Annotated in this window: 20 protein-coding genes; 7 read left to right on the forward strand and 13 right to left on the reverse strand. The window is 68.9% G+C overall.

What is annotated here, in order from left to right; genetic code table 11:
• Positions 1 to 63 precede the first annotated feature (63 nt).
• A complete protein-coding gene (locus tag F5X71_RS32980) occupies positions 64 to 1,098 on the reverse strand; it encodes a Ppx/GppA phosphatase family protein (RefSeq protein WP_167465488.1) in 1,035 nt (344 codons plus the stop codon).
• Positions 1,099 to 1,164: 66 nt separating this feature from the next.
• Between F5X71_RS32980 and F5X71_RS32985 the strand changes: the two genes are divergently transcribed.
• Both F5X71_RS32985 and F5X71_RS32990 read left to right on the forward strand, forming a co-directional pair.
• Positions 1,165 to 2,031, forward strand: coding sequence for a hypothetical protein (locus F5X71_RS32985; RefSeq protein ID WP_428981424.1), 867 nt, complete (start codon positions 1,165 to 1,167; stop codon positions 2,029 to 2,031).
• A 99-nt stretch (positions 2,032 to 2,130) separates the two neighbouring features.
• A complete protein-coding gene (locus tag F5X71_RS32990; protein ID WP_238815596.1) occupies positions 2,131 to 2,481 on the forward strand; it encodes a hypothetical protein in 351 nt (116 codons plus the stop codon).
• Positions 2,482 to 2,544: 63 nt separating this feature from the next.
• Here F5X71_RS32990 and F5X71_RS32995 read toward each other — a convergent pair whose 3' ends face one another.
• The 10 genes from F5X71_RS32995 to F5X71_RS33040 form a co-directional block, all read right to left on the reverse strand.
• Positions 2,545 to 3,234, reverse strand: coding sequence for a response regulator transcription factor (locus tag F5X71_RS32995; protein WP_069160635.1), 690 nt, complete (start codon positions 3,232 to 3,234; stop codon positions 2,545 to 2,547).
• Positions 3,231 to 4,466 carry a sensor histidine kinase gene (locus F5X71_RS33000; protein ID WP_167465489.1) on the reverse strand — a complete coding sequence of 412 codons (1,236 nt, stop codon included), beginning with the start codon at positions 4,464 to 4,466 and terminating at the stop codon, positions 3,231 to 3,233. The genes F5X71_RS32995 and F5X71_RS33000 overlap by 4 nt, the downstream gene beginning before the upstream one ends.
• 107 nt (positions 4,467 to 4,573) lie before the next feature.
• Positions 4,574 to 4,849 (reverse strand): winged helix-turn-helix transcriptional regulator, encoded by a 276-nt coding sequence (locus tag F5X71_RS37340; RefSeq protein WP_342803753.1) that lies wholly within the window; start codon positions 4,847 to 4,849, stop codon positions 4,574 to 4,576.
• A 490-nt stretch (positions 4,850 to 5,339) separates the two neighbouring features.
• Positions 5,340 to 7,370, reverse strand: a complete 2,031-nt coding sequence (locus F5X71_RS33010; protein WP_167465490.1) for a CocE/NonD family hydrolase — start codon at positions 7,368 to 7,370, stop codon at positions 5,340 to 5,342.
• Positions 7,371 to 7,576: 206 nt separating this feature from the next.
• On the reverse strand, positions 7,577 to 9,640 hold the full coding sequence (locus F5X71_RS33015) for a CocE/NonD family hydrolase (protein WP_167465491.1): 2,064 nt from the start codon (positions 9,638 to 9,640) through the stop codon (positions 7,577 to 7,579).
• 388 nt (positions 9,641 to 10,028) lie between these two features.
• Positions 10,029 to 10,766, reverse strand: coding sequence for a phosphoglyceromutase (locus tag F5X71_RS33020; RefSeq protein ID WP_167465492.1), 738 nt, complete (start codon positions 10,764 to 10,766; stop codon positions 10,029 to 10,031).
• Between the two features lie 69 nt (positions 10,767 to 10,835).
• On the reverse strand, positions 10,836 to 11,741 hold the full coding sequence (locus F5X71_RS33025) for an ROK family protein (protein WP_167465493.1): 906 nt from the start codon (positions 11,739 to 11,741) through the stop codon (positions 10,836 to 10,838).
• A 95-nt stretch (positions 11,742 to 11,836) separates the two neighbouring features.
• Entirely contained in the window at positions 11,837 to 12,292 is a 456-nt protein-coding gene (locus F5X71_RS33030; protein ID WP_167465494.1) for a YbjN domain-containing protein, read from the reverse strand.
• Positions 12,289 to 13,695: a D-inositol-3-phosphate glycosyltransferase gene (mshA, locus tag F5X71_RS33035; protein WP_167465495.1), complete on the reverse strand. Its 1,407-nt coding sequence runs from the start codon at positions 13,693 to 13,695 to the stop codon at positions 12,289 to 12,291. Before mshA ends, F5X71_RS33030 begins: the two co-directional genes overlap by 4 nt.
• A 169-nt stretch (positions 13,696 to 13,864) precedes the next feature.
• On the reverse strand, positions 13,865 to 14,686 hold the full coding sequence (locus F5X71_RS33040; RefSeq protein WP_167465496.1) for an alpha/beta fold hydrolase: 822 nt from the start codon (positions 14,684 to 14,686) through the stop codon (positions 13,865 to 13,867).
• A 73-nt stretch (positions 14,687 to 14,759) separates the two neighbouring features.
• Here F5X71_RS33040 and F5X71_RS33045 point away from each other — a divergent pair, with 73 nt between their 5' ends.
• Together F5X71_RS33045 and mscL are read left to right on the forward strand one after the other, a co-directional pair.
• Positions 14,760 to 15,494: an SDR family NAD(P)-dependent oxidoreductase gene (locus F5X71_RS33045; protein ID WP_167465497.1), complete on the forward strand. Its 735-nt coding sequence runs from the start codon at positions 14,760 to 14,762 to the stop codon at positions 15,492 to 15,494.
• 134 nt (positions 15,495 to 15,628) lie between these two features.
• Complete coding sequence (mscL, locus tag F5X71_RS33050; RefSeq protein WP_167465498.1) at positions 15,629 to 16,078, forward strand: large conductance mechanosensitive channel protein MscL; 450 nt, start codon at positions 15,629 to 15,631, stop codon at positions 16,076 to 16,078.
• Positions 16,079 to 16,088: 10 nt separating this feature from the next.
• On the opposite strand, the gene F5X71_RS33055 is transcribed toward mscL, so the two are convergent.
• Together F5X71_RS33055 and F5X71_RS33060 are read right to left on the reverse strand one after the other, a co-directional pair.
• Complete coding sequence (locus F5X71_RS33055) at positions 16,089 to 17,318, reverse strand: L,D-transpeptidase (protein WP_238815597.1); 1,230 nt, start codon at positions 17,316 to 17,318, stop codon at positions 16,089 to 16,091.
• A gap of 68 nt (positions 17,319 to 17,386) precedes the next feature.
• Positions 17,387 to 18,427, reverse strand: a complete 1,041-nt coding sequence (locus F5X71_RS33060) for a UDP-N-acetylmuramate dehydrogenase (protein WP_167466931.1) — start codon at positions 18,425 to 18,427, stop codon at positions 17,387 to 17,389.
• A 78-nt stretch (positions 18,428 to 18,505) separates the two neighbouring features.
• Between F5X71_RS33060 and F5X71_RS33065 the strand changes: the two genes are divergently transcribed.
• The 3 genes from F5X71_RS33065 (at position 18,506) to F5X71_RS33075 (ending at position 20,391) form a co-directional block, all read left to right on the forward strand.
• The gene (locus F5X71_RS33065; RefSeq protein ID WP_167465499.1) at positions 18,506 to 18,991 is read left to right on the forward strand and encodes a DUF2505 domain-containing protein; all 486 of its coding nucleotides are present in this window, start codon (positions 18,506 to 18,508) and stop codon (positions 18,989 to 18,991) included.
• Positions 18,992 to 19,090: 99 nt separating this feature from the next.
• Entirely contained in the window at positions 19,091 to 19,612 is a 522-nt protein-coding gene (locus F5X71_RS33070) for a DUF2505 domain-containing protein (protein ID WP_167465500.1), read from the forward strand.
• Positions 19,582 to 20,391, forward strand: coding sequence for a class I SAM-dependent methyltransferase (locus F5X71_RS33075; RefSeq protein WP_167465501.1), 810 nt, complete (start codon positions 19,582 to 19,584; stop codon positions 20,389 to 20,391). Before F5X71_RS33070 ends, F5X71_RS33075 begins: the two co-directional genes overlap by 31 nt.
• Positions 20,392 to 20,413: the final 22 nt, after the last annotated feature.

Below are 20,413 nucleotides of genomic sequence, written 5' to 3' on the forward strand. Positions count from 1 at the left end.
CGCTGGCGCTCGGTTCCGTCATGCGCGATGCACGCTGTGACACGATTCGTTCGCTGCGCTCTCTCATGACGAAACCGTTCCTATCGGCCCAGGTAGCGCCACTCCAGCGCCGGGCGCCGGGCGGCCGCTGTCGGTCGCCGGGCCCGGTATGGCTGTCGCTCGGGGTCCGCCGTTCATGTTGGTATCCAGTTTGCGCAGGATCAGCCCTTCCCGCAGCGCCCACGGACAAATCTCGAGGGAATCCAGCGATAGTGCCCGCATACTCGCCTCCGCGATCAATGCGCCAGCCACCAATTGCTGTGACCGATCCGAACTTACGCCTTCCAATTCTGCACGGTCGGCGGCCGTCATCCGCGAGATGAACGCGATCAGTTGGCGCAGACCTGAGCTGGTGAGTGTACGACGCACCCGCGGCCCCGCGGCAGAGGGTGCGGCGCCGGTCAGCCTGGCCAGCGAGCGGAAGGTCTTGGACGTGCCGACGGCCAGGTCCGGCTTACCGGCCTCGATCAACTGTTTCGCGGGCAGCGCCAGCTCCGCGTCGAGCCAGTCGCGCAGCACGTTGACCCGGCGCTTGCCCGGCGGGTCCTCACGCAACCACTCCCTGGTCAACCGCCCGGCCCCGAGTTGCAGCGAGAGCGCGACATCGGGTTCCTCGTCGCCGCCGTTGGTCATTTCCAGCGAGCCGCCGCCGATGTCGAGATCGAGGATGCGGCCCGCGCTCCAGCCGAACCAGCGGCGCACCGCGAGAAAGGTCAGCCTGGCCTCGTCGACGCCGGTGAGCACCTGCAGATCGACTCCGGTCTCGGCCCGGACCCGGGCGAGCACCGCCTCGGAATTGGTGGCCTCGCGCAGCGCGGAGGTGGCGAACGGCATCAGCTCGACACACCTGGAAGTCTCGGCGATGCTGGCGAATTCGGCGACGGTGGCGATCAGCCGCTGCGCGCCGGAGTCGGTGATGCGGCCGTGGTCGTCCATGTTCTCCGAGAGCCGCAGCGTGGCCTTCGTCGAGCTCATGGGCATGGGGTGACCGCCACGGTGCGCGTCCACCACGAGCAGATGGACCGTGTTGCTTCCGACGTCGAGTACCCCTAGCCGCACATGAACACGGTACTGGAGTCGGCCACCCCTTCAGGCCAAGCCGGTGAACTGTTAGCGTCTGGCAGTGTGACGGTAGGCGCATCAGCCAATGACTCGGCCCGGCCCCGACCTGCGGGAAAGATCGATCCGAACCCCGAGGTCGACCTGGATTTCCCGCGCGAGTGGATCGAGTTCGTCGATCCAGCAAACGATGAGCATCTCATCGTCGCCGATCTGACCTGGCTACTGTCGCGCTGGACGTGCGTGTTCGGCACTCCGGCATGCCAGGGCATCCTGGGCGATCGCCCCGACGACGGCTGCTGCTCGCACGGCGCTTTCCTGTCCGACAAGGACGATCGCAAGCGGCTGCAGAAGGCTGTGAAAATGCTCACACCCGCGGATTGGCAGCTGATGGGCGAGGCGACCGACGCCGAGGGCAAGGTCACCAAGAAGGGCTATCTCGAGCTCGACGAGCTCGAGGACGAGCCCGCGTTGCGCACCCGGCGCTTCGACGGCGCCTGCATCTTCCTCAACCGGCCCGGCTTCGCGGGCGGGGTCGGTTGCTCGTTGCACACCATGGCGTTGCGCCGCGGCATCGAGCCGCTGGAGGTCAAGCCGGACGTGTGCTGGCAGTTGCCGATTCGGCGCACCCAGGATTGGGTGGACCGCCCCGACGGCGTGCAGATCCTGCGCACCACGATCACCGAGTACGACCGGCGCGGCTGGGGGCCGGGCGGCGCCGACCTGGACTGGTACTGCTCCGGATCGCCGGACGCGCACGTCGGCAGCAGGCCGGTCTGGCAGTCCTACGGCCCTGAGCTCGCCGAACTGCTCGGCGCGCCCGCCTACGAGGAACTGTCCAGGCACTGCCGCCGCCGAGAAGGCCTGGGGCTCATCGCGATTCACCCCGCGACCGTGCACGCGAACCGGCTGCAGACCGACCGGCCCGCCTAGCCTGCGAGCCGAAACGCGCGGTGCGGTGCGGCATCGGGTGCGGTCGCGTTCATTCGAGGGGAGTGCGCTCGTCACCTGTCTAAGGTTTGATGTGCGGTCATGTCCAAGAAAGTTCTGACCATGGCCGCCGTTGCCGCGGGCGCGACGCTGTGCCTCACCGGTGTCGCGAGCGCGGAGCCCAACGGCGATCCCGCCAAGTACTTCGATGTCACCGCCGAGTTCGTGCCCGCCAACACCCCGGAGGCGCTCGGCGCGGCGGCCGCGGGCAAGGGCGTGATCATGAGCCCGTACGGCACCGCGCGCACGATCGCGTGCCGCGGCACGAGCACCGCGGACCTCTACGACTGCCTGCAGGAAGACGACTTCGGGTGGATCACGTTGAGCAAGGTCGACGTGCCCGGCGTCGGCCCCACCTGGACCTACCTCGGGCAAGCCGCCGAGGGCGCCTGATTCGCATGTGCGAAACGAACCCCTGTGCCCGCGAGCACAGGGGTTCGGTCTTTCTCCGACGAACTAGGCCTCGAGCTTGTAGCCCAGGCCGCGCACGGTGACGAGGTGTTCCGGCTTCGCCGGGTCGGCCTCGATCTTGGACCGCAACCGCTTGACGTGCACGTCGAGGGTCTTGGTGTCGCCGACGTAGTCCGCGCCCCAGACCCGATCGATCAGCTGGCCGCGGGTCAGCACACGGCCGGAATTGCGCAGCAGGTATTCGAGCAGGTCGAATTCCTTGAGCGGCAGGGTGACCGGCTTGCCGTTCACCAGCACGGTGTGGCGGTCCACGTCCATCCGGACCGGGCCCGCCTCCAGCACGCCGCTCTCGTTGGTGCCGTCCAGCTCGTCGCCCGCGCCGCGGCGCAGCACGGCCCGGATGCGCGCGATGAGCTCGCGCGCCGAGTACGGCTTGGTCACGTAGTCGTCGGCGCCGAGCTCGAGCCCGACCACCTTGTCGATCTCGCTGTCGCGCGCGGTCACCATGATCACCGGCACGCCGCTGCGGGTGCGCAGCTGCTTGCACACGTCCGTGCCGCTCATGCCGGGCAGCATGAGATCGAGCAGCACAATGTCCGCACCGGACCGATCGAATTCGGCGAGCGCGGAGGGGCCGTCACCGACAACGGTGACCTCGAAGCCCTCCTTGCGCAGCAGGAACGCGAGCGGATCGGCCAGCGACTCCTCATCCTCGACGATCAACACACTCGTCATCTGCGTGCCTCCACACCGTTGGGTCGGCCCGGCCCCTGGGGGCGCGGGCTTGTTTCTCTCGTGCTCACCGCCGGTCCGGCGGAATCCTCTTCTCCGTCGATCTCATGGTGAGCAGGTATTCGCAGCGTGAACGTCGAGCCCGTGCCCAGCTTGCTCCACAGGGTGATCTCACCGTTGTGGTTGGCTGCCACGTGCTTGACGATAGCCAGGCCTAGTCCGGTACCGCCGGTGGCGCGCGAACGCGCCTTGTCCGATCGGAAGAAGCGCTCGAACACGCGCTCCTGGTCTTCCTTGGCGATACCGATGCCGCGATCGGTCACCGCCATCGCGACATGATCGCCGCGCAGCGAACGGCTGACCGACACGTGCGAACCGGCCGGTGAGTACGCTATCGCGTTCTCGACCAGATTGGACAGGGCTGTGACCAGCAACGTTTCGTCGCCGAGCACCTCGAGCCCGCTCGGCCGGTCGGTGCTGACGGTGATGCCGGCGGCCTCCGCGGCGGTCCGGGAGCGGTCCACCGCCTGCATGACCACGGTGTCGACGTCCACCACCTCGAGCTCGGGCAGCTTCTCCGCGCCCTGCAGGCGCGACAGCGCGATGAGTTCGGTCACCATTTTGCCGAGACGCCGCGATTCGCCGAGCACGCGCTGGCCGAAGTGGCGCACCGCCTCCGGATCGTCCGCGGACTCGAGCATGGCCTCGGCCAGCAGGCTCATCGCGCCGACCGGGGTCTTGAGCTCGTGGCTGACGTTGGCCACGAAGTCGCGCCGGGTCGCCTCCATCCGCGCCTGTTCGGAGTCGTCGTCGGCGAACAGCACGGTGAAGTTGGTGTCCTCGCGCGAGAGCTGGCGTGCGACGCCGCGCACGGCGATCCGGCCGCGACCGGGCACCGGGTTCTTCGCGGTGAGATCGAATTCGGCGGATTCGCCGGTGGCCAGTACCTTCTCCACCGCGGTCCAGGCGCGCTCGTCGAGCAGCCGGTTGCGGACCAGGCCCAGTTCCTCGGCGCGCGGATTCACCAGCACCACGTCGCGGTACTCGTCGACGACGGCGATGCCGCTCTCGGAGGCGAGCACGATCAGGTCGAGCACCTGCGACATGGTCAACCCGGAATCGGCCTGCCTGCGGGCGGCCTGCCGGGCGTTCATATAGGGAATCAGTAGCCCGCCGACTGCCAGCCCTACGACAGCCGCCAGGACTGCCAATAGCACCGCCTGCGGAACACTCACCTCTGAATCGTACGGTCGCGGAAGGTTCAACTATCGCTGGGTGCGCGATGTTTCGCGCAGGTCATAGCACCTTCCGGCCCTGTTCGCCCGCCGTTTACGCGCCGTTCTCATCCGGCTTCGGCCCGGTGTGTCAGTCCGCTTCCCCGACTGCAGGCGCGGCGGTCACCGCGCGACCGTGTTTGTCGCCCCAAGTCGCTGAGCGCGTAGATCGGCGGGCTCAGGTCGCGGGCCGCCGCGGTGAGCTCGTACGCCGGCCGCGGCGGTGCCTCGGCGCAGCGGTGACGTGCGACGAGAGCCATCCGTTCCCTCCGGCGGAGGGGTCTGGGCGCGCGCATCGTCGGACTCATGCCACCGAGGGCCGCGCGCAGGTTGCCGGGGCGCATCGGCCCGTCGCGCACCCCATGTGGACGACCATCGGTAACCAGGAGTTGCCGAGGACGTCGACAGCCATCCTGGCCGGGCAGTCGGACTCGCAGGCGACGACATCGCCGAGCAGCAGTTGTGCGCGAATCGGAATCATCGGGGGCGGAGCCATGGCGCGTGCGCTGGGCGGCGAGGTGCTGGTGAGCGCCCGATCTGCCGCCGCGGCAAGGCAATTGGCGACAGCACTCGGGGCGAGCGCCGGAAGCGTCGGCCACGCCGCCGAATCCGGCGACGCTGCCGGTGGACGGCGGTGCCCGGACCGCGCGCCGGCGTGCTCGCGATGAAACCTGGCCTGAGCATGCACTATTCGCTCATGACCGCACCTCGCCGACGCTCTGGTTCGTCCTGCGCGAGGCACGCTGCGTCATGATTCGCCCGCTTCGCTCCCTCGTACCCCGCGAGTGTCGAACGTTGATGTGCGAGCAGGGCATGCTCAGACCGGGTTACGGTCTACCAGCCCGGGTTTCCGCGCACCGGGATATTCACGAAACTTGGCTGGTTCGGATCGAGCAGTAGGTGCTGCGGCCGCAATTCGCTGGCCACGACCAGCGGCATCGGCGCGAGCCCGCGCGGGAAGTTGCCCGCGTAGACGTCGACGCGCAGCCGATGCCCTGGTCGCAGCACCGCTTCGATGCCGGGCACCGAAATGTCCAGCGGCGTCGGCTCTCCCGGCACCGTCGGCCGCCTGGTGTCCAGCGACAGGTCGGGCACCGGGTCGGTGTAGTCGCCGTTGGCCGACCGGGTGCTGCGCGCGTCGTCGATGGCGCGCAGCGAGGACACCAGCTGACCCGAGGACAGCACCGTCGAGTAGCCGTCGGGGCCGACATCGTTCACCGTGACGTTCCAGTACCCGTCGGTGGCGTCGTGCACCGTGTTGAGCCGGACCGCGATCGGGCCGGAGATGCTGGTCGGCTCCACCACCGGCGCGCTGGTGAAGGTCAGCGCGTTCAACTCCTGGATCCGCGCGTCCTTGCTGCACCCGTCGATGATCGAGGTGACGCCCGCGCTCTCCTGCGCCATGTCCCGCGAGCACACGCCCGTCAAACCCGGTGCGACAGTGAGCCGATCGAGGCTCGGGCTCGGCTCGGGGTACAGCGAGCCGTCGTGCACACCCGCTCCGGCCCCGCTCGGCGCGGCGGACAGATACATCCGCCGGTGCTCGGTCCCCGGCTGCGGGAACGAAGGCGCGGTGATCCAGCCGCCGCCCTGCTGTTTCACGGTGACCGGACCGTATTCGTCGATGCCGTTGTCGATGCCCTTGAGCCACTTGTCGAACCAGGCCCGCTGCAACACATCCATCCGCGGCGGCAGGCCGGGCCTGCCGGACTCGTTGCCGTTGCTGATGTGGTAGCCGTCGCCGACGAGCAGTTGCTTCTGGCCCGGCGGCAGCTCGAGCCTGCGGTACACGTCGGCCTGCGAGTTGACGAACACGTCGTGCCAGCCGCCGGTCACGAAGGTGGGCACGGTGATTCGGCTCGGGTCGTTCTCCCACGCCTGGCGGAACGAGCTGTCGGAATGCAACAGCGTGCGCACCTTCGGATCGAGCTGGTCGATCTCCGGCGTGATGAGGATGTTCACCAGGGCGTCGATGAACGTGAACGGGTCGGCGAGACGATCGGTCAGCCATTTCATGTCGAACTGACCGCGCAGCACCGAGGCCAGATCCGGCACCAGCTTGCCGCCGTTCACCGCGAGCAGCCAGGCAGGCATGAAGGTGATGCCGATGCCGCCGCCAGGTGCGACCAAGTCGCGGAACGGATTCCGGCTCGGCACCACGGGAAACAGGGCCTTGAGGGCGGGCGGATTCTTGGCGCCCGCCTGGAGCTGGTTGAGCCCCGAATACGAGACGCCGTTCATCCCGATGTCGCCGGTCGACCACGGCTGCCGCGACGCCCAGTCGATCACCTCGACGGTGTCCTGCTGCTCGCGCTCGCGCAGCAGATCCCAAATCCCCTGGGAGAAGCCGGTTCCCCGGACATCGACCACGACCTGGGTGTAACCGCTCTTGATCAGCTGCCGGTCCACCGTGAAGTTGCGCAGCAGGCCGCCGCCGAGCGCCTTGGTCAGGTCGGTGACGCCGGAAAACGGTGTGCCGGAGAGGTCGACGTCGCGCGCCACCTGCAAAACCGCGTCCGAGAGCCACGGGATCGAGATCATGCTGTCGGCGATCATCGAGCCGAGCTTGGTGTAGGGCGTCATGTTGACGATGGTCGGCGTAGGCGTCGAAATCGGTTGTCCGGCAGCGTCGGCCGGGTGGTAGACGTTCCCCTTGAGCACCGTGCCGTCGCTCATGGTGATGGGGACGTCCCATTCGATGAACACGTTCGCATACTGCTGCGGGCCGTCCTCGGTGGCGGCCCACGCCGCCCCGCTCGCCCCACCGTCCGGACCGACCGGAGCCGCGGTGGCCGCGGGCGAAAGGAAGGGGGCCAAGGCTACCGCCGCGACGGTCACCGCCGCGGCGCGGAGCGCATACCTCATTGGATCCACTCTCTTAGGGAAACGAATGCTCTCTAACGAGGGGAGCGAAGCAGGAACCACGCGGTCAGCGGAGCGAAATCACGAAACTTCGTGCACGGTCACAAAGAAACGGCCCGGCGGCCGGGCATGGTGCCGATCTGACGAAAAAGCGCCTCCGCTCGAATATTTCGAAGCGAAGGCGCTCTGTCGGAACTTCGGCCGCAGGATTACCAGCGCGGGTTGCCGCGCACCGGAACATTGACGAAGCTCGGCCGATTCGGATCGAGCTGCACGTGCTGCGGCTTGAATCCGGTGTCGAGCAACATCGGCAGAATCGGCAGGCCCTTCGGGAAATTGCCCGCGAAGATGTCGATCCGCAGCCGGTGTCCGGGTTGCAGGATCGCCTCGGTGGCGGGCAACGCGATGTCCAGGGTGGTCACCTCGCCCGGCACCGTCGGCTGCCGCCGTTCCAGCGAGGTGAACGGGCGCGGATCGGTGTAGTCGCCGTTGGCCGAGCGGCTGCTGTTGGCCTCGTCGACCTCCCGCAGCGACGCCATGAGCTGCCCGGAGGAGAGCACGGTGGACTGACCGTCCGGCGCGACGTCGTTGATCGTGGTCACCCAGTAGCCGTCGGCGGCGTCCTGAACCGTGTTGAGCCGCACCGCGATCCGGCCGGAGATCGAGGTCGGCTCGGCGACCGGGTTGCTGGTGAAGGTCAGCCCGTTCGTCTCGGCGACCCGCGAGTCCTTCGCGCAGCCGTCGATGATGGACAGGATGCCCGCACTACCCTGCGCGGCGTCGTTGGAGCACAGCGTGCTCAGCCCCGGCGAGATGGTGAGCCGGGCGGTGTCGCCGTTCGCCTGCGCCGTGAGCGAGCCGTCGTAGGCACTGCCTGCGGTGCCACTCGCACTGGCGGACAGGTACATCCGCTGATACGTCGGTTCCTGCGCGCTCGGGTTCGCGGACTCGGTCGGCGCGGCGAACGAGTCGGTGGTGATCCAGCCGCCGCCCTGCTGGCGCAGCGTCACCGGGCCGTACTGATCGATGCCGTTGTCGATGCCCTTGAGCCACTTGTCGAACCACGCCCGCTGCAGCACATCCAGCCGCGGCGGCAGGCCAGGCTTGGCGTACTCGTTACCGGAATTGACGTGATACGTGTTGCCCATCAGCAGCTGCTTCTGGCCCGGCGGCAGCGGAATCTCGTTGTAGATCTTCGATTCGGAGTAGGTGAACAGGTCGTGCCAGCCGCCGGTGACGAAGGTCGGGACATCGATCCGGCTCGGATCGCCCAGCCAGCCTTCCCGCGGGCGGGAGCCGCCGGTCAGCAGCTCTTTGGCGCGCGGATCGAGGTCGTCGATCCGCGCCGTGGTGTAGACGTTGAGCAGCACGTCCATGAAGGTCAACGGATCCTGCACCCGGTCGGCCAGCCAGCGGGTGTCGAACTGCCCGTTGAGCACCGAGGCCAGGTCGGGCACCAGCTTGAGTCCGTTGATGGCGGTGAGCCAGAGCGGGATGAAGTTGAAGCCGAAGCCACCGCCCGGCGCGAGCACGTCGTTCATCAGGTCGCTGCCCGGCACCACCGGGAAGATCGCCTTCAGTGCCGCCGGATGCTTCTCGGCGGCCTGCACCTGGTTGATGCCGGAGTAGGAGATGCCGTTCATGCCGATGCGGCCGTTGGACCACGGCTGGCTCGCGGCCCAGTCGATCACCTCGACGGTGTCCTGCTGTTCGCGCTGCCGGAGCATGTCCCAGGTGCCCTGGGAGAAGCCGGTGCCGCGCACATCGACCACCACCTGTGAGTAGCCGCTGCGGATCAGCTGCCGGTCGACGGTGAAGTTGCGCAGCTCACCACCGGCGAAACCCTTTGTCAGATCGGTGATCCCGGACAGCGGGGTGCCGGTGAGGTCGATCGAGCGGAGCAGGCCGAACAGTGCGTCGGACAGGCCGGGGATGGCCTGGGCATGGTCGGCCAGGTTCGACACCAGCTTGGTGTACGGCGTGAGGTTCACGACCGTCGGCGTCGGGGTGTCAATGGGCCTGCCCGCGGCGTCGGCGGGGCGATAGACGTTGCCCTTGAGCACCGTGCCATCGCTCATCGTGATGGGGACGTCCCACTGGATGTTGATGTTCGGGTACTGCTGGGGGCCGTCCTGCGCCGCGGCCCAGGCCGCGCCCGCCGCGCCGCCGTCGGGACCGGTCGGCGCCGGTGCGGCGGAGGCGCCGCCGCTGAGGAAGGGGACGAGCATCGCGGCGGCAACTGCCGCGACTGTGACCCGCAACGCGTACTTCATCGGACGTGATCCACCTCTCGGACTGGTCGAACGCCCAAAGTGTACATACCTACTTGTCGGTAAGGACAAGGGGCAACAGGTAAACAGATCCGAATGGTGGTTCACATATGGCCGCTTGACGGCGCGAACTCCACCCAGATACCCGGTAGATCGCCGATCGCGTCATCGACAGCGGACAGAACGGACACTTACCGCCCGGCGACTTCACCGTGCCATCCGGAACTGGCAGTCGCTGACTAGATGTGTCGTACAACACGTCCGGCAGATCCGGAGCAACGTACCCCACCGCACTCCGCAAGCCCGTAGCGACCCCCGTTTTCGCCGTGCGACAGCAACGCGCCGCGTCCGATTCGGACGCGGCGCGTGACGGCAGTGCCAGAGCCTGCGGCTATTTACCGCCCTGGTTCGCGACGGCGGCGGCGCCTGCGGCGGCGGCCTCGGGATCGAGATAGACGCCGGGGCCGGTCGGGCGCAGATTCTCGTCCAGCTCGTACCGCAGCGGGATGCCGGTGGGAATGTTCACGCCCGCGATGTCCGCGTCCGAGATCTGGTCGAGGTGCTTGACCAGCGCGCGCAGCGAGTTGCCGTGCGCGGCGACCAGCACCGTCTTGCCCGCGCGCACGTCCTGGGAGATGGTCGACTCCCAGTACGGGATCATCCGCTTGACCACATCGAGCAGGCACTCGGTCTTGGGCACCTCGATGCCTGCGTAGCGCGGGTCGCCGTCCTGGCTGTACTCGTCGTCCGGGTCGATCGGCGGCGGCGGGGTGTCGTAGCTGCGCCGCCACAGCATGAACTGCTCGTCGCCGTACTTGTCCCGGACCTGCGCCTTGTTCTTGCCCTGCAGCGCGCCGTAGTGCCGCTCGTTGAGCCGCCAGTCGCGCACCACCGGAATCCAGTGCCGATCGGCGGCGTCCAGCGCGATGTTCGCGGTGTTGATCGCGCGGCGCAGCAGCGAGGTGTAGACGATGTCGGGCAGGATGCCGTGCTCGGCGAGCAGCTCGCCCGCCCGTTTGCCCTCGGCGATGCCCTTGTCGGTCAGATGCACGTCCACCCAGCCGGTGAACAGGTTCAGGGCATTCCATTCGCTCTCGCCGTGGCGCAGCAGCACGAGGGTGTACGTCATGGGGCCCATCCTTCCATGGGCCGACGAGCCGGTCGAAGCGTTCCCCCGCTGGTCCGGGCCGGGCCGGGGTCAGCCCACGTGGTCGGCGTCGACCTGACTCGTGGCGAGCACACCCGCGCCGACCAGCGTCGCGCCGTTGCTGACCGCGGACAGCTCGACACTGATGTCGCGGGTGAAATCCAGGCGGGCGTGCTTGCGCAGCGCCGTGCGCAATGGATCCCACAGCGGCGCACCGGATTGCGCGAAACCGCCGCCGATCACCACCGTGTCGACATCGAGCAGCGCGGCGGCCGAGGCGATCGCCTGGCCGAGCGCGGTGCCCGCGCGATGCAGCGCCGCCAGCGCGATCGGTTCGCCGCGGCGCGCGTCCTCGGCCAGTTGCACGCCGGTGCTGCCCGGCCAGCCCTGCTCGACCGCCCAGCGCACCGACGACATCCCGCTCGCGACGGCCTCCACGCAACCGACGCCGCCGCACAGGCAGGGCACGTCCCAGCCGGGCACCACGATATGACCGATATGGCCCGCGTTGCCGGTGCGGCCGAGCACCACCCGCCCGTCCGCGATGAGCCCGCCGCCGATGCCAGAGGACACCGTGAGCGCCAGCCCGTTCGGCACGCCGCGCAGCGCGCCGACGTGATGCTCGGCCAGCGCGAGGCAGGCGCCGTCGATGGCGAAGCTGACCGGGGCGCCGGGGAACAGCGCGCGCACCGAGTCGACGATCGGGAAGCCCGCCTTCCATTCCGGGATGTTCAGCGGGCTGGTGACGCCGGTCCTGGTGTCCACCGGCCCGGCCGAGCCGATGCCGACCGCGGTCACCGTCGCCGCGCCCGCCACCTCGAGCAGCAGCGCGCGGCATGTCTCCCATACCGCCTCGGGCGGCACCGGGACCTGACGCACCTCGCCCACCGTCCGGTCGGCGTGCACGATGCCCGCCGCGAACTTCGTCGCGCCGATATCGAGAGCAAGAACGGTCATCGGGGTGCCACCTTCATGATCGAAACCACAAGCGATTGTCACCCGTGCCAGGTCCGACCGCACCGGATCGGCGTCGATTGCCCGGCGGACCGAACCTAGGGCTGGTCGGCGGCGTCCACCAGGTGCTCGAAGGCACGCAGGTTCTTCAGCGATTCACCGCGCGAGACGCGCCACTTCCATTCCTTGCGAATGGATTCGGCGAAACCGAGTTCGAGCAGCACATTGAAATCGGCGTCGACCGCCTCGAGGATCTGACCGAACACTCGGTCCAGTTCGTCGGGGGTGACGGCGTGGGTGGCGATCCGGCCGACCAGGTAGATGTCGCCGACCCGGTCCAGGGTGTAGGCCACGCCGTACACGAACGATTCGATGCGCACGCCGTGCTTGCCGACGGTGAGCATGACCGTGGTCTTCAGTTTCCGCTCGCCGGGCAGGATCACGACGAAGGTGTCCGCGCCGGAGCGGGTGTGTTCGATCTCCCGCTCGCGCAGGGTCTCCTCGATCACCCGCGCGGTGGCCTGCGCCTCGGGTGCGCGCTCACCTGAGCTCACTGACGTGCTCCCATCCGGCGCCGCCACAGCGCCCGCGACCTGGCCTGACCGGAGTCAAGGCTAATGCGTTCACCGGATACCCGCTCCCGGGTGTCCGCACGCACGAGCCGTCCGGCGCCCAGTGCGGCGCGTTCCGCGCGGAAGTCGTGCAGCGCGGCGGAGTAGCTGGTCAGCAGGCCCGCCGCGGTGTGCTCCCAGGAGAAGTTCGCGGCGTGCTCGACCGCACGCGCGCTCATCCGGTGCAGCCGCTCGGGGTCGGCGAGCAGATGACCGAGCGCACCCGCCCAGTCCGGGGTCCGATGGCCGGGGACGAGCAGTCCGGATTCGCCGTGCCGGACCGCGGTGCCCAGCCCGCCGACATCGGCGGCGAGCACCGGGGTGCCGCTGGCCTGCGCCTCGATCGCGACCAGGCCGAAGGACTCGTTGTAGCTCGGCACCGCGACCAGATCCGCGGCCTGATAGACCAGCACCAGCCGGTCCGGCGGCTGCGGCGGCAGAAAGGTGACCCGGTCCGCGATGCCCAGCTCGGCGGCCAGTTCGATCAGCGCGTCCGGCCGATCCAGGCCGCTGCCCGACGGGCCGCCGACGATGAGCACGCGCAGGTTGCGCAGCTGCCCGGCGCGCAGCACCTCGGCGGCGGCGCGGACCAGCACGTCGGGCGCCTTCAACGGTTGGATGCGGCCGACGAACGCGACGACCCGCTCGTCGGTGGCCAGGCCGAGCGCGGCACGGGCGGCGGCCTTGTCGCCGGGGCGATATCGGGACAGGTCCGCGCCCGGCGGCACGACATCGATGCGTTCGGGTTCGGCGCCGTACAGCTCGACGAGCTGACGCGCCTCCTCCGCGGTGTTGGCGACCAGCCGATCCGCCTCGGCGATCACCTGCTTCTCGCCGATCTCCCTGGTCAAAGGCTCCGGACAGTCACCGTCGGCGAGCGCGGCGTTCTTCACCGCGGCCAGCGTGTGCGCGGTGTGCACCAGCGGCACCCGCCAGCGGTCCCTGGCCAGCCAGCCGACCTGGCCGGAGAGCCAGTAGTGCGAGTGCACGAGGTCGTAGTAGCCGGGCTGATGCCTGGCTTCCTGCCGCAGCACCTCGGCGGTGAACGGGCACAGCTGGGTGGGCAGGTCGCGTTTGTCGAGGCCCTCGAACGGGCCCGCCACCACGTTGCGCACGAGCACGCCGGGGCCCGCCTCTTGCACGGGTGGCAGATTGGAGCTGGTGGCCCGGGTGAAGATCTCCACCTCGGTGCCGCGCCTGGCCAGTTGCAGCGCGGTCTGCAGCACGTAGACGTTCATGCCGCCCGCGTCGCCGGTGCCCGGTTGCGCCAGCGGCGAGGTATGCACCGACAAGACGGCGACACGGTTCGGCCGTAGGTCCGGGCGGCGTTGACTCACACCATCCATAGTGCACGTTGCATTCCCCCGCTCAGAGCCATCAGCCCGCCAAGTGAGAGCTATCACAAGGCGGCGGTGAACCCGCTCACACCGTCGCGTGGTGCCTACCAGCGACGACTTCGGCCGACCCGGACCGAACCGGAATCAACTGGGGAACCGGCCGACACCGGGGACGCGATCAAAGCCCCTCGACGAACCCGTTCACCTCGGCCACGAAGCGCGACCGGTCCTCGATGAACAGACCGTGCTGGACGCCCGCCCAGTACGAGGTCCGCGCGTCCGGCACCACGTCGGCGATGTAGCGGCCGTTCTCGATCGGCACCACCGGGTCCGCGGTTCCGTGCAGCACCGACACCGGAACATCAAGCGCCCGAAGGGTTTCGGTGTTGTCGACGGTGCGGTAGAACAGCGCCTTGCGCACCGAGGGCGCGGTGGCGAGGCTCGCGCCGAACAACCGCTGGGCGTCGGCGCCCTTGTCCGCCCCCTGGCCGGTGTTGGCGTTGCCGAACGCGCCGAACGCCTTCACCGCACGCCCCGCGCTCTCCTCGAAGACACCGGGCATCGCGGCCTGCATGGCCGGACCGACCGCGGCGCCGGGCACGCCGCGGCCGAGGTTGGCCATCGACCCGGTATAGATGACGCCCGCGACCGCGCCGGTGCCGTACGCGGTAAGGTAGTCGCTGAGCACGATGCCGCCGTAGGACCAGCCGAGCAGGATCGCGCCGGTGTCGATGCCCTCGGCCGCCAGCACGGCCGCGATATCGGCGGCCCAGTTCTTCGGATCGTCGTAGCCGGCCGCAGGCGCGTCGGAGTAACCGTGTCCACGCAGGTCGACGGCGATCACCCGCAGCCGCGTCGCGAGCTCGTCGGCCGCGCGACCCCAGCAGAGCAGGTTCGCCGACCAGCCGTGCAGGAGCAGCAGCGGTCGCGCGCCCGCCGGGCCGCTGACCCGATAAACGATGTTCGTGCCGTCCGCGCTCACCACGTCCCGTAATGCCATGCGGCTCAGGCTAACGGTGATCCCCACAACAGCCCCGGCCTCGGTCACGGACCCGGCCCCTAGGATCAGGCCCATGAGTCAGCGCACTGCCGTCGTCACCGGAGCCAGCTCGGGTATCGGGGAGGCCACCGCCAGGGAACTGGCGAAACAGGGCTATCACGTGGTGCTCGGCGCCCGCAGGCTCGACCGCCTGCACCGCATCGCCGACGAGATCGGCGGCACCGCACTCGAACTCGATGTCACCTCGGACGAGTCGGTGCGCGCCTTCACCGACGCGATCGACCGGGCCGACGTGCTGGTCAACAACGCCGGCGGCGCCAAGGGCCTGGCCACGGTCGCCGACGCCGACCTCGACGACTGGCGCTGGATGTGGGAAACCAACGTGCTGGGCACCTTGCGCCTGACCAAAGCGCTGCTACCCAAGCTGATCGCCTCCGGGGACGGTCTGATCGTCACCATCACCTCGGTCGCCGCGTTCGTCGCCTACGACAACGGCTCCGGCTACACCTCGGCCAAGCACGCGCAGGCGGTGCTGCACCGCACGCTGCGCGGCGAGCTGCTCGGCCAACCGGTGCGGCTCACCGAAATCGCGCCGGGCGCAGTGGAAACCGAGTTCTCCCTGGTGCGCTTCAACGGCGACGAGCAGCGCGCGGCCAAGGTCTACCAGGGCATCGACCCGCTGGTCGCCCAGGACATCGCGGAGATCATCGGCTTCGTCGCGTCGCGCCCCCCGCACGTGAACCTCGATCAGATCATCGTGAAGCCGCGCGATCAGGCCGACGCGGGGCGCTTCGCTCGCCGCGACTGACCTCGATAGCGAATACGAATAACTCACTGCGCCTTAGGAGTTCGCTGGTTGATTGCCAGGCCTAGCCGACCGGGCGCTGCCGTTAGCATCGGGGCGTCGGCTGCCAGCTAACTCAGATCGGAGTTGTTCGCCTCATGCTCAAGGGCTTCAAAGAGTTCCTGATGCGCGGGAACGTCATCGACCTCGCCGTCGCCGTGGTGATGGGCACCGCGTTCACCGCGGTGGTCACCTCGGTGACCAAGGGCGTCATCAACCCCCTGCTCGCCATTTTCGGCAGCACGAACGAGCTGGGGCTCGGCGTCCAGTTGATTGCCGACAGACCCGCGACGTTCATCCAGATCGGCCCGATCATCACGGCGCTGGTGAACTTCGTCCTGGTTGCCGCGGTGCTCTATTTCGTGCTGATGGTGCCGATGAAGACCATCAAGAACCGGTTCGGCACCGCCAAGGCCGCCGAGCCCACCGAGACCGAACTGCTCATCGAGATCCGCGACCTGCTCGCCGAACGCCACGACGAGGTCCGCAAACAGCGCGCGGCCGACCTGGCCGTCGAGGCCGAGGTCGACGGCGCGAGCAGGCGCTGAGCGCGCTCGGTCAGCGCGGCGGGCCCGGCGCGACCGGGGTGGCCGAAATGACCGAGGTGGAGCCGTCCAGGGCGGACATGGTGCGCCAGGTCGGCCAGTCGATGGTCCAGTCGTAGAGGTCACCGTCGGCGGCGGAGAGCTGGATCGAGGTGCCGGTCACCTCGACCGGGTCGCCGTAGAGCGCGGTCGGAAAATAGGCCTGCGCGTCGGCGGGCGAGAGGTTGATGCAGCCGTTGGTGACGTTCGACGATCCCTGTGCCGACAGCGATTCCGGGTTGGCGTGGATGAACTCACCGTTGTTGGAGATGCGGACCGCCCAGCGTTCCCGGACGTTGGTGTAGAACGGCGGATTCGACATCATGAAGTCTTCGTACTTCTCGGTGACCACGTGCGGACCCGAGCGAGTGACATTGCGCGGCTCGTTGCCCTCGCCGTAGCTGACCGCGAAATCGAACACGGTCTTGCCGTCGCGAACCACCTGCATGCGGTGACTCGGCGCGTTGGCCTGCACGATCTGGCTGCGACCGATCCGGAAGTCCGTGGTCAGGTCGCTGTAGCCGTAGCTGCCGCCGCCGAGGTCGAGCCCGTACAACCGCGCCGAGACGTGCACCGCGGTGCCCGGCGTCCAATACTGCTTGGGTCGCCAGTGCACGCGCGAGCCGTTGTCGTCGGGGAACCAGGCCCAGGCGCCCTCGGTGGGCGGATCGGTGGTGATGCTCAGCGCCTTTTCCACCGCGGCCTTGTTCTGCACCGGCGCCTTGAATTGCAGGATGATCGGCGCGGCGATGCCGACCTCCTGGTTGTCGGCGATGTTGATCGTGGCCGGAACAGTGCTCTTCGGCGCGAGCGTGCTGAATTTGCCGTCGATCGGGATGGGCTTGCGATCGGTGCCGATCGCGGTGCCCGACCAGGTGTAGGTCGCGTCGTAGCCGAGCGGCTCGGTGATCGTGAAGCTGCGCTTGTCCGGCGAGAATTCGCCCGCGACCTGTTTGCCGCTCGCGTTGGTCAGCGCGACCTGATCGATCGTGCCGTCGGTGATGGTGACCGAGACCGGCGCGGTCGGGTTGACGCCGACGGCGTCGACGGCCGGCGCCAGGGTGACCTTGGCGATCGGACCCGGGTCGCGCGCCGCGTTCTTGCTGCCGCCGTCGCCGGCGCACCCGGCCACCAGGGCGACCACGATGAACAGCACGGCCGACACGGCAGCGACCGGTCTGCGGATCACTGGACGGTTGTTCACTTCATCGAATTTACGCGGACGTTTTCGGTCGACTGTCCAGCGAAGCGTGTGGTGTCCGTTTCACCGTGTCACAGGGTGAGGCCCACCGTGACCGGCTCCGGCTCCAAGCGGATGCCGAAGCGCTCGGCCACGCCGTCGCGCACCGCCCTGGCCAGCTCCACCAGTTCCGCGGCGGTCGCGGTGCCCCGATTCGTCAGCGCCAGCGTGTGTTTCGTGGACAGCCGGGCCGGCGCCGCGGGGCCGGGAAAGCCCTTCGCGAACCCCGCCCGCTCGATCAGCCACCCGGCCGAGAACTTGACCCCGTCCGGCGCCGGATAGGTCGGCACCGTGACCTCACCCACATGTGCCGCGATCGCGGCCCGCACCTCGGGCACCCGGTCGGCCGGGACCACCGGATTGGTGAAGAAGGACCCTGCGCTCCAGGTGTCGTGATCGGCCGGATCGAGCACCATTCCCTTGCCCGCGCGCAGGCTCAGCACCGCGGCGCGGACCTGCGCCGCCGGGCGCGACTCGCCGTCGGCCGCGCCGAGCCGGTCGGCGAGCTCGCCGTAGCGCAGCGGCGCGCTCATGCCGCTGGGGTCCAGCGCGAAATCCACCGCGAGCACCACGGACTCGTCGCGATGCTTGAGCACGCTGGTGCGGTAACCGAATCCGAGCTCGCCGGGCGTCACCCAGCGGATCTCGCCGCTGGCCCGATCCAGCAGCTGCACCCGGCGCAGCAGCTGAGCCACCTCGGCCCCGTAGGCGCCGACGTTCTGCACCGGTGTCGCGCCCGCCGAACCCGGTATGCCGGACAGGCATTCGAGGCCGCCCAGGCCGGCCGCGACCGTCGCCGCCACCACCGCGTCCCAGTTCGCGCCCGCCGCCGCGACCACGCCGTCCCGGCCGATTTCGACGCTGTCGGTGGCCACCCGCACCACCACACCGTCGAAGCCCGCGTCGCTGATCAGCAGGTTGGAGCCGCCCGCGAGCAGCAGCACCGCGACGCCCGCCGCGTCGAGCGCCCGCACCGTCGCGACCAGCGATTCGGTGGTCCGGCATTCGGCGACCGTGGCCGGTCCGCCGACCCGCAATGTGGTCAGCTCCGCCAACGGCACCGCGTCCCGGATTCGAGCGCCCGTGTCGGCCAGCACATCCGACGGCACCACACGTGAAGTTCGCACAGGCAGACGGTAGCGTGTCCGACCATGGCTACACCGCTGGCGTACACGGCCCGCTACTCGCATCCCGCTGCCGCCGTGCGCGCGGCCTTCGCGAACGACCAGTACTGGAAGGATCGTGTCGCCGAGGTCGGCGGCCCGAACGCCCGGCTCGACTCGGTGACCGTCGAGGGCGACCAGGTGCGCATCCACCTGGTGCAGGCCATCGCCGCCGAGCTGCTGCCCGCCGCGATCACCGCGGTCCGCCCCGGCGACCTGATCATCCCCCGCGTGGAAACCTGGTCCGGCGACGCCGCCACCTTCCAGGCCACCGTCGATGGCGCCCCGGCCGAGGTTCGCGGCACCATCACCCTCACCGACGAGGGCGCCACCTCCACGGCCGCCGCCAACGGCACCATCGAGGTCAAGATCCCCCTCTTCGGCGGCAAGATCGAGAACGCGATCGCCGAACACCTCACCGAGGTGCTGAAGAACGAGGAAGAGTTCACCAACACCTGGCTCGCCGCACACTGACGGCCGCCCCCACCAGCCGAGCCCACCGCGCGGCCGCCGACACAGCAAAACCATCCCCCGGCGCACCCGCGCGGCCGGCGAACACTAATCTGTCGCCTCATGGCCCGCCGACTGGATTACTCCGCTCGCTACCCGCTGCACACCACCAAAGAGCTGTACGCGGCGCTGTCGAACCGCGACTACTGGGACGCGCGGATGGCGGAGATGTTGAAGTATTCGCCGGGTAACGAGGTCGCCTCGCTCGAGGCGGGCGACAGCGGGATCGATATCGTGCTGCACCACATCCTGCCGCGCGAGATGTTGCCGGAGATCGCGCAGGCGGTGATGCGCAAGGACATGGTCATCACCCGCAAGGAGAGCTGGGGCGCGTTCGGCGACGAGGAGATCGTCGGCAAGTATTCGGCGAGCATTCCGGCGGGGCCGGGCAGCTTGGGCGGCACGATCCGGTTGTTCCCGACCGATACCGGGTGCACCATGCGCTTCTCGTCGGAGGCGAAGGTGTTCATTCCGATGGTCGGTCCGCGGCTGGAGCAGTTGATGCTGGTGAATCTGGTGGATCTGTTCCGCGCGGAGGCCGAATTCACGGTGCAGTGGCTCGACGAAAATCACCCGACCACCTAGTCAAGCCGGTCGGCACCATCACCCGCGGTACCACCGGGGTGAATCGGCTGCGGCGCAGCGACCGCTGGCTGGTGCACGACGAGCTGGTGACCGCCCGGTTGTCGGCGGCCGCCGATCCGCTGGTGGTCGATCTGGGTTATGGCGCGAGCCCGTGGACCACGCTGGAGTTGGCGGCGCGGTTGCGTGCGGTGCGCCCCGATGTCCGGGTGGTCGGGTTGGAGATCGATCCGGAGCGGGTGGTGCCGGGCCGCGACGGGGTCAGTTTCGCCCGCGGCGGATTCGAGTTGGCCGGGCTGCGACCGGTTTTGGTGCGGGCGTTCAATGTGCTGCGGCAGTATCCCGAGGCCGCGGTCGGCGAGGCCTGGGCGACGATTCGGTCCGGTCTGGCACCGGATGGTCTGCTGATCGACGGCACCTGTGACGAGTTGGGTCGCCGCTGCGCCTGGGTGTTGCTCGACCGCGCCGGGCCGCTTTCGCTGACCTTGGCGTGGGATCCGTTCACCGTCGAGCAGCCCTCCGATATCGCCGAGCGGCTGCCGAAAGCGTTGATCCACCGCAATATCCCGGGCGAGCCGATCCATGCGCTGCTGACGGCGGCCGACCGCGCCTGGGCGCACGCGTCGCCACTGGCGCCGTACGGACCTCGGGTGCGCTGGCGCGCCGCCGCCGAATCGCTACGCCGAGAAGGCTTTCCGGTGCGCGTCTACCGGCGGCGGCTGCGTGATTGCGTGCTCTCGGTGCCGTGGGAGACGGTCGCGCCGAACCCCGGAATCGACTGAGCGACAGCGGTTTATCCGCACC

It is taken from the genome of Nocardia brasiliensis (assembly GCF_011801125.1).
Classification (GTDB): domain Bacteria; phylum Actinomycetota; class Actinomycetes; order Mycobacteriales; family Mycobacteriaceae; genus Nocardia; species Nocardia brasiliensis_C.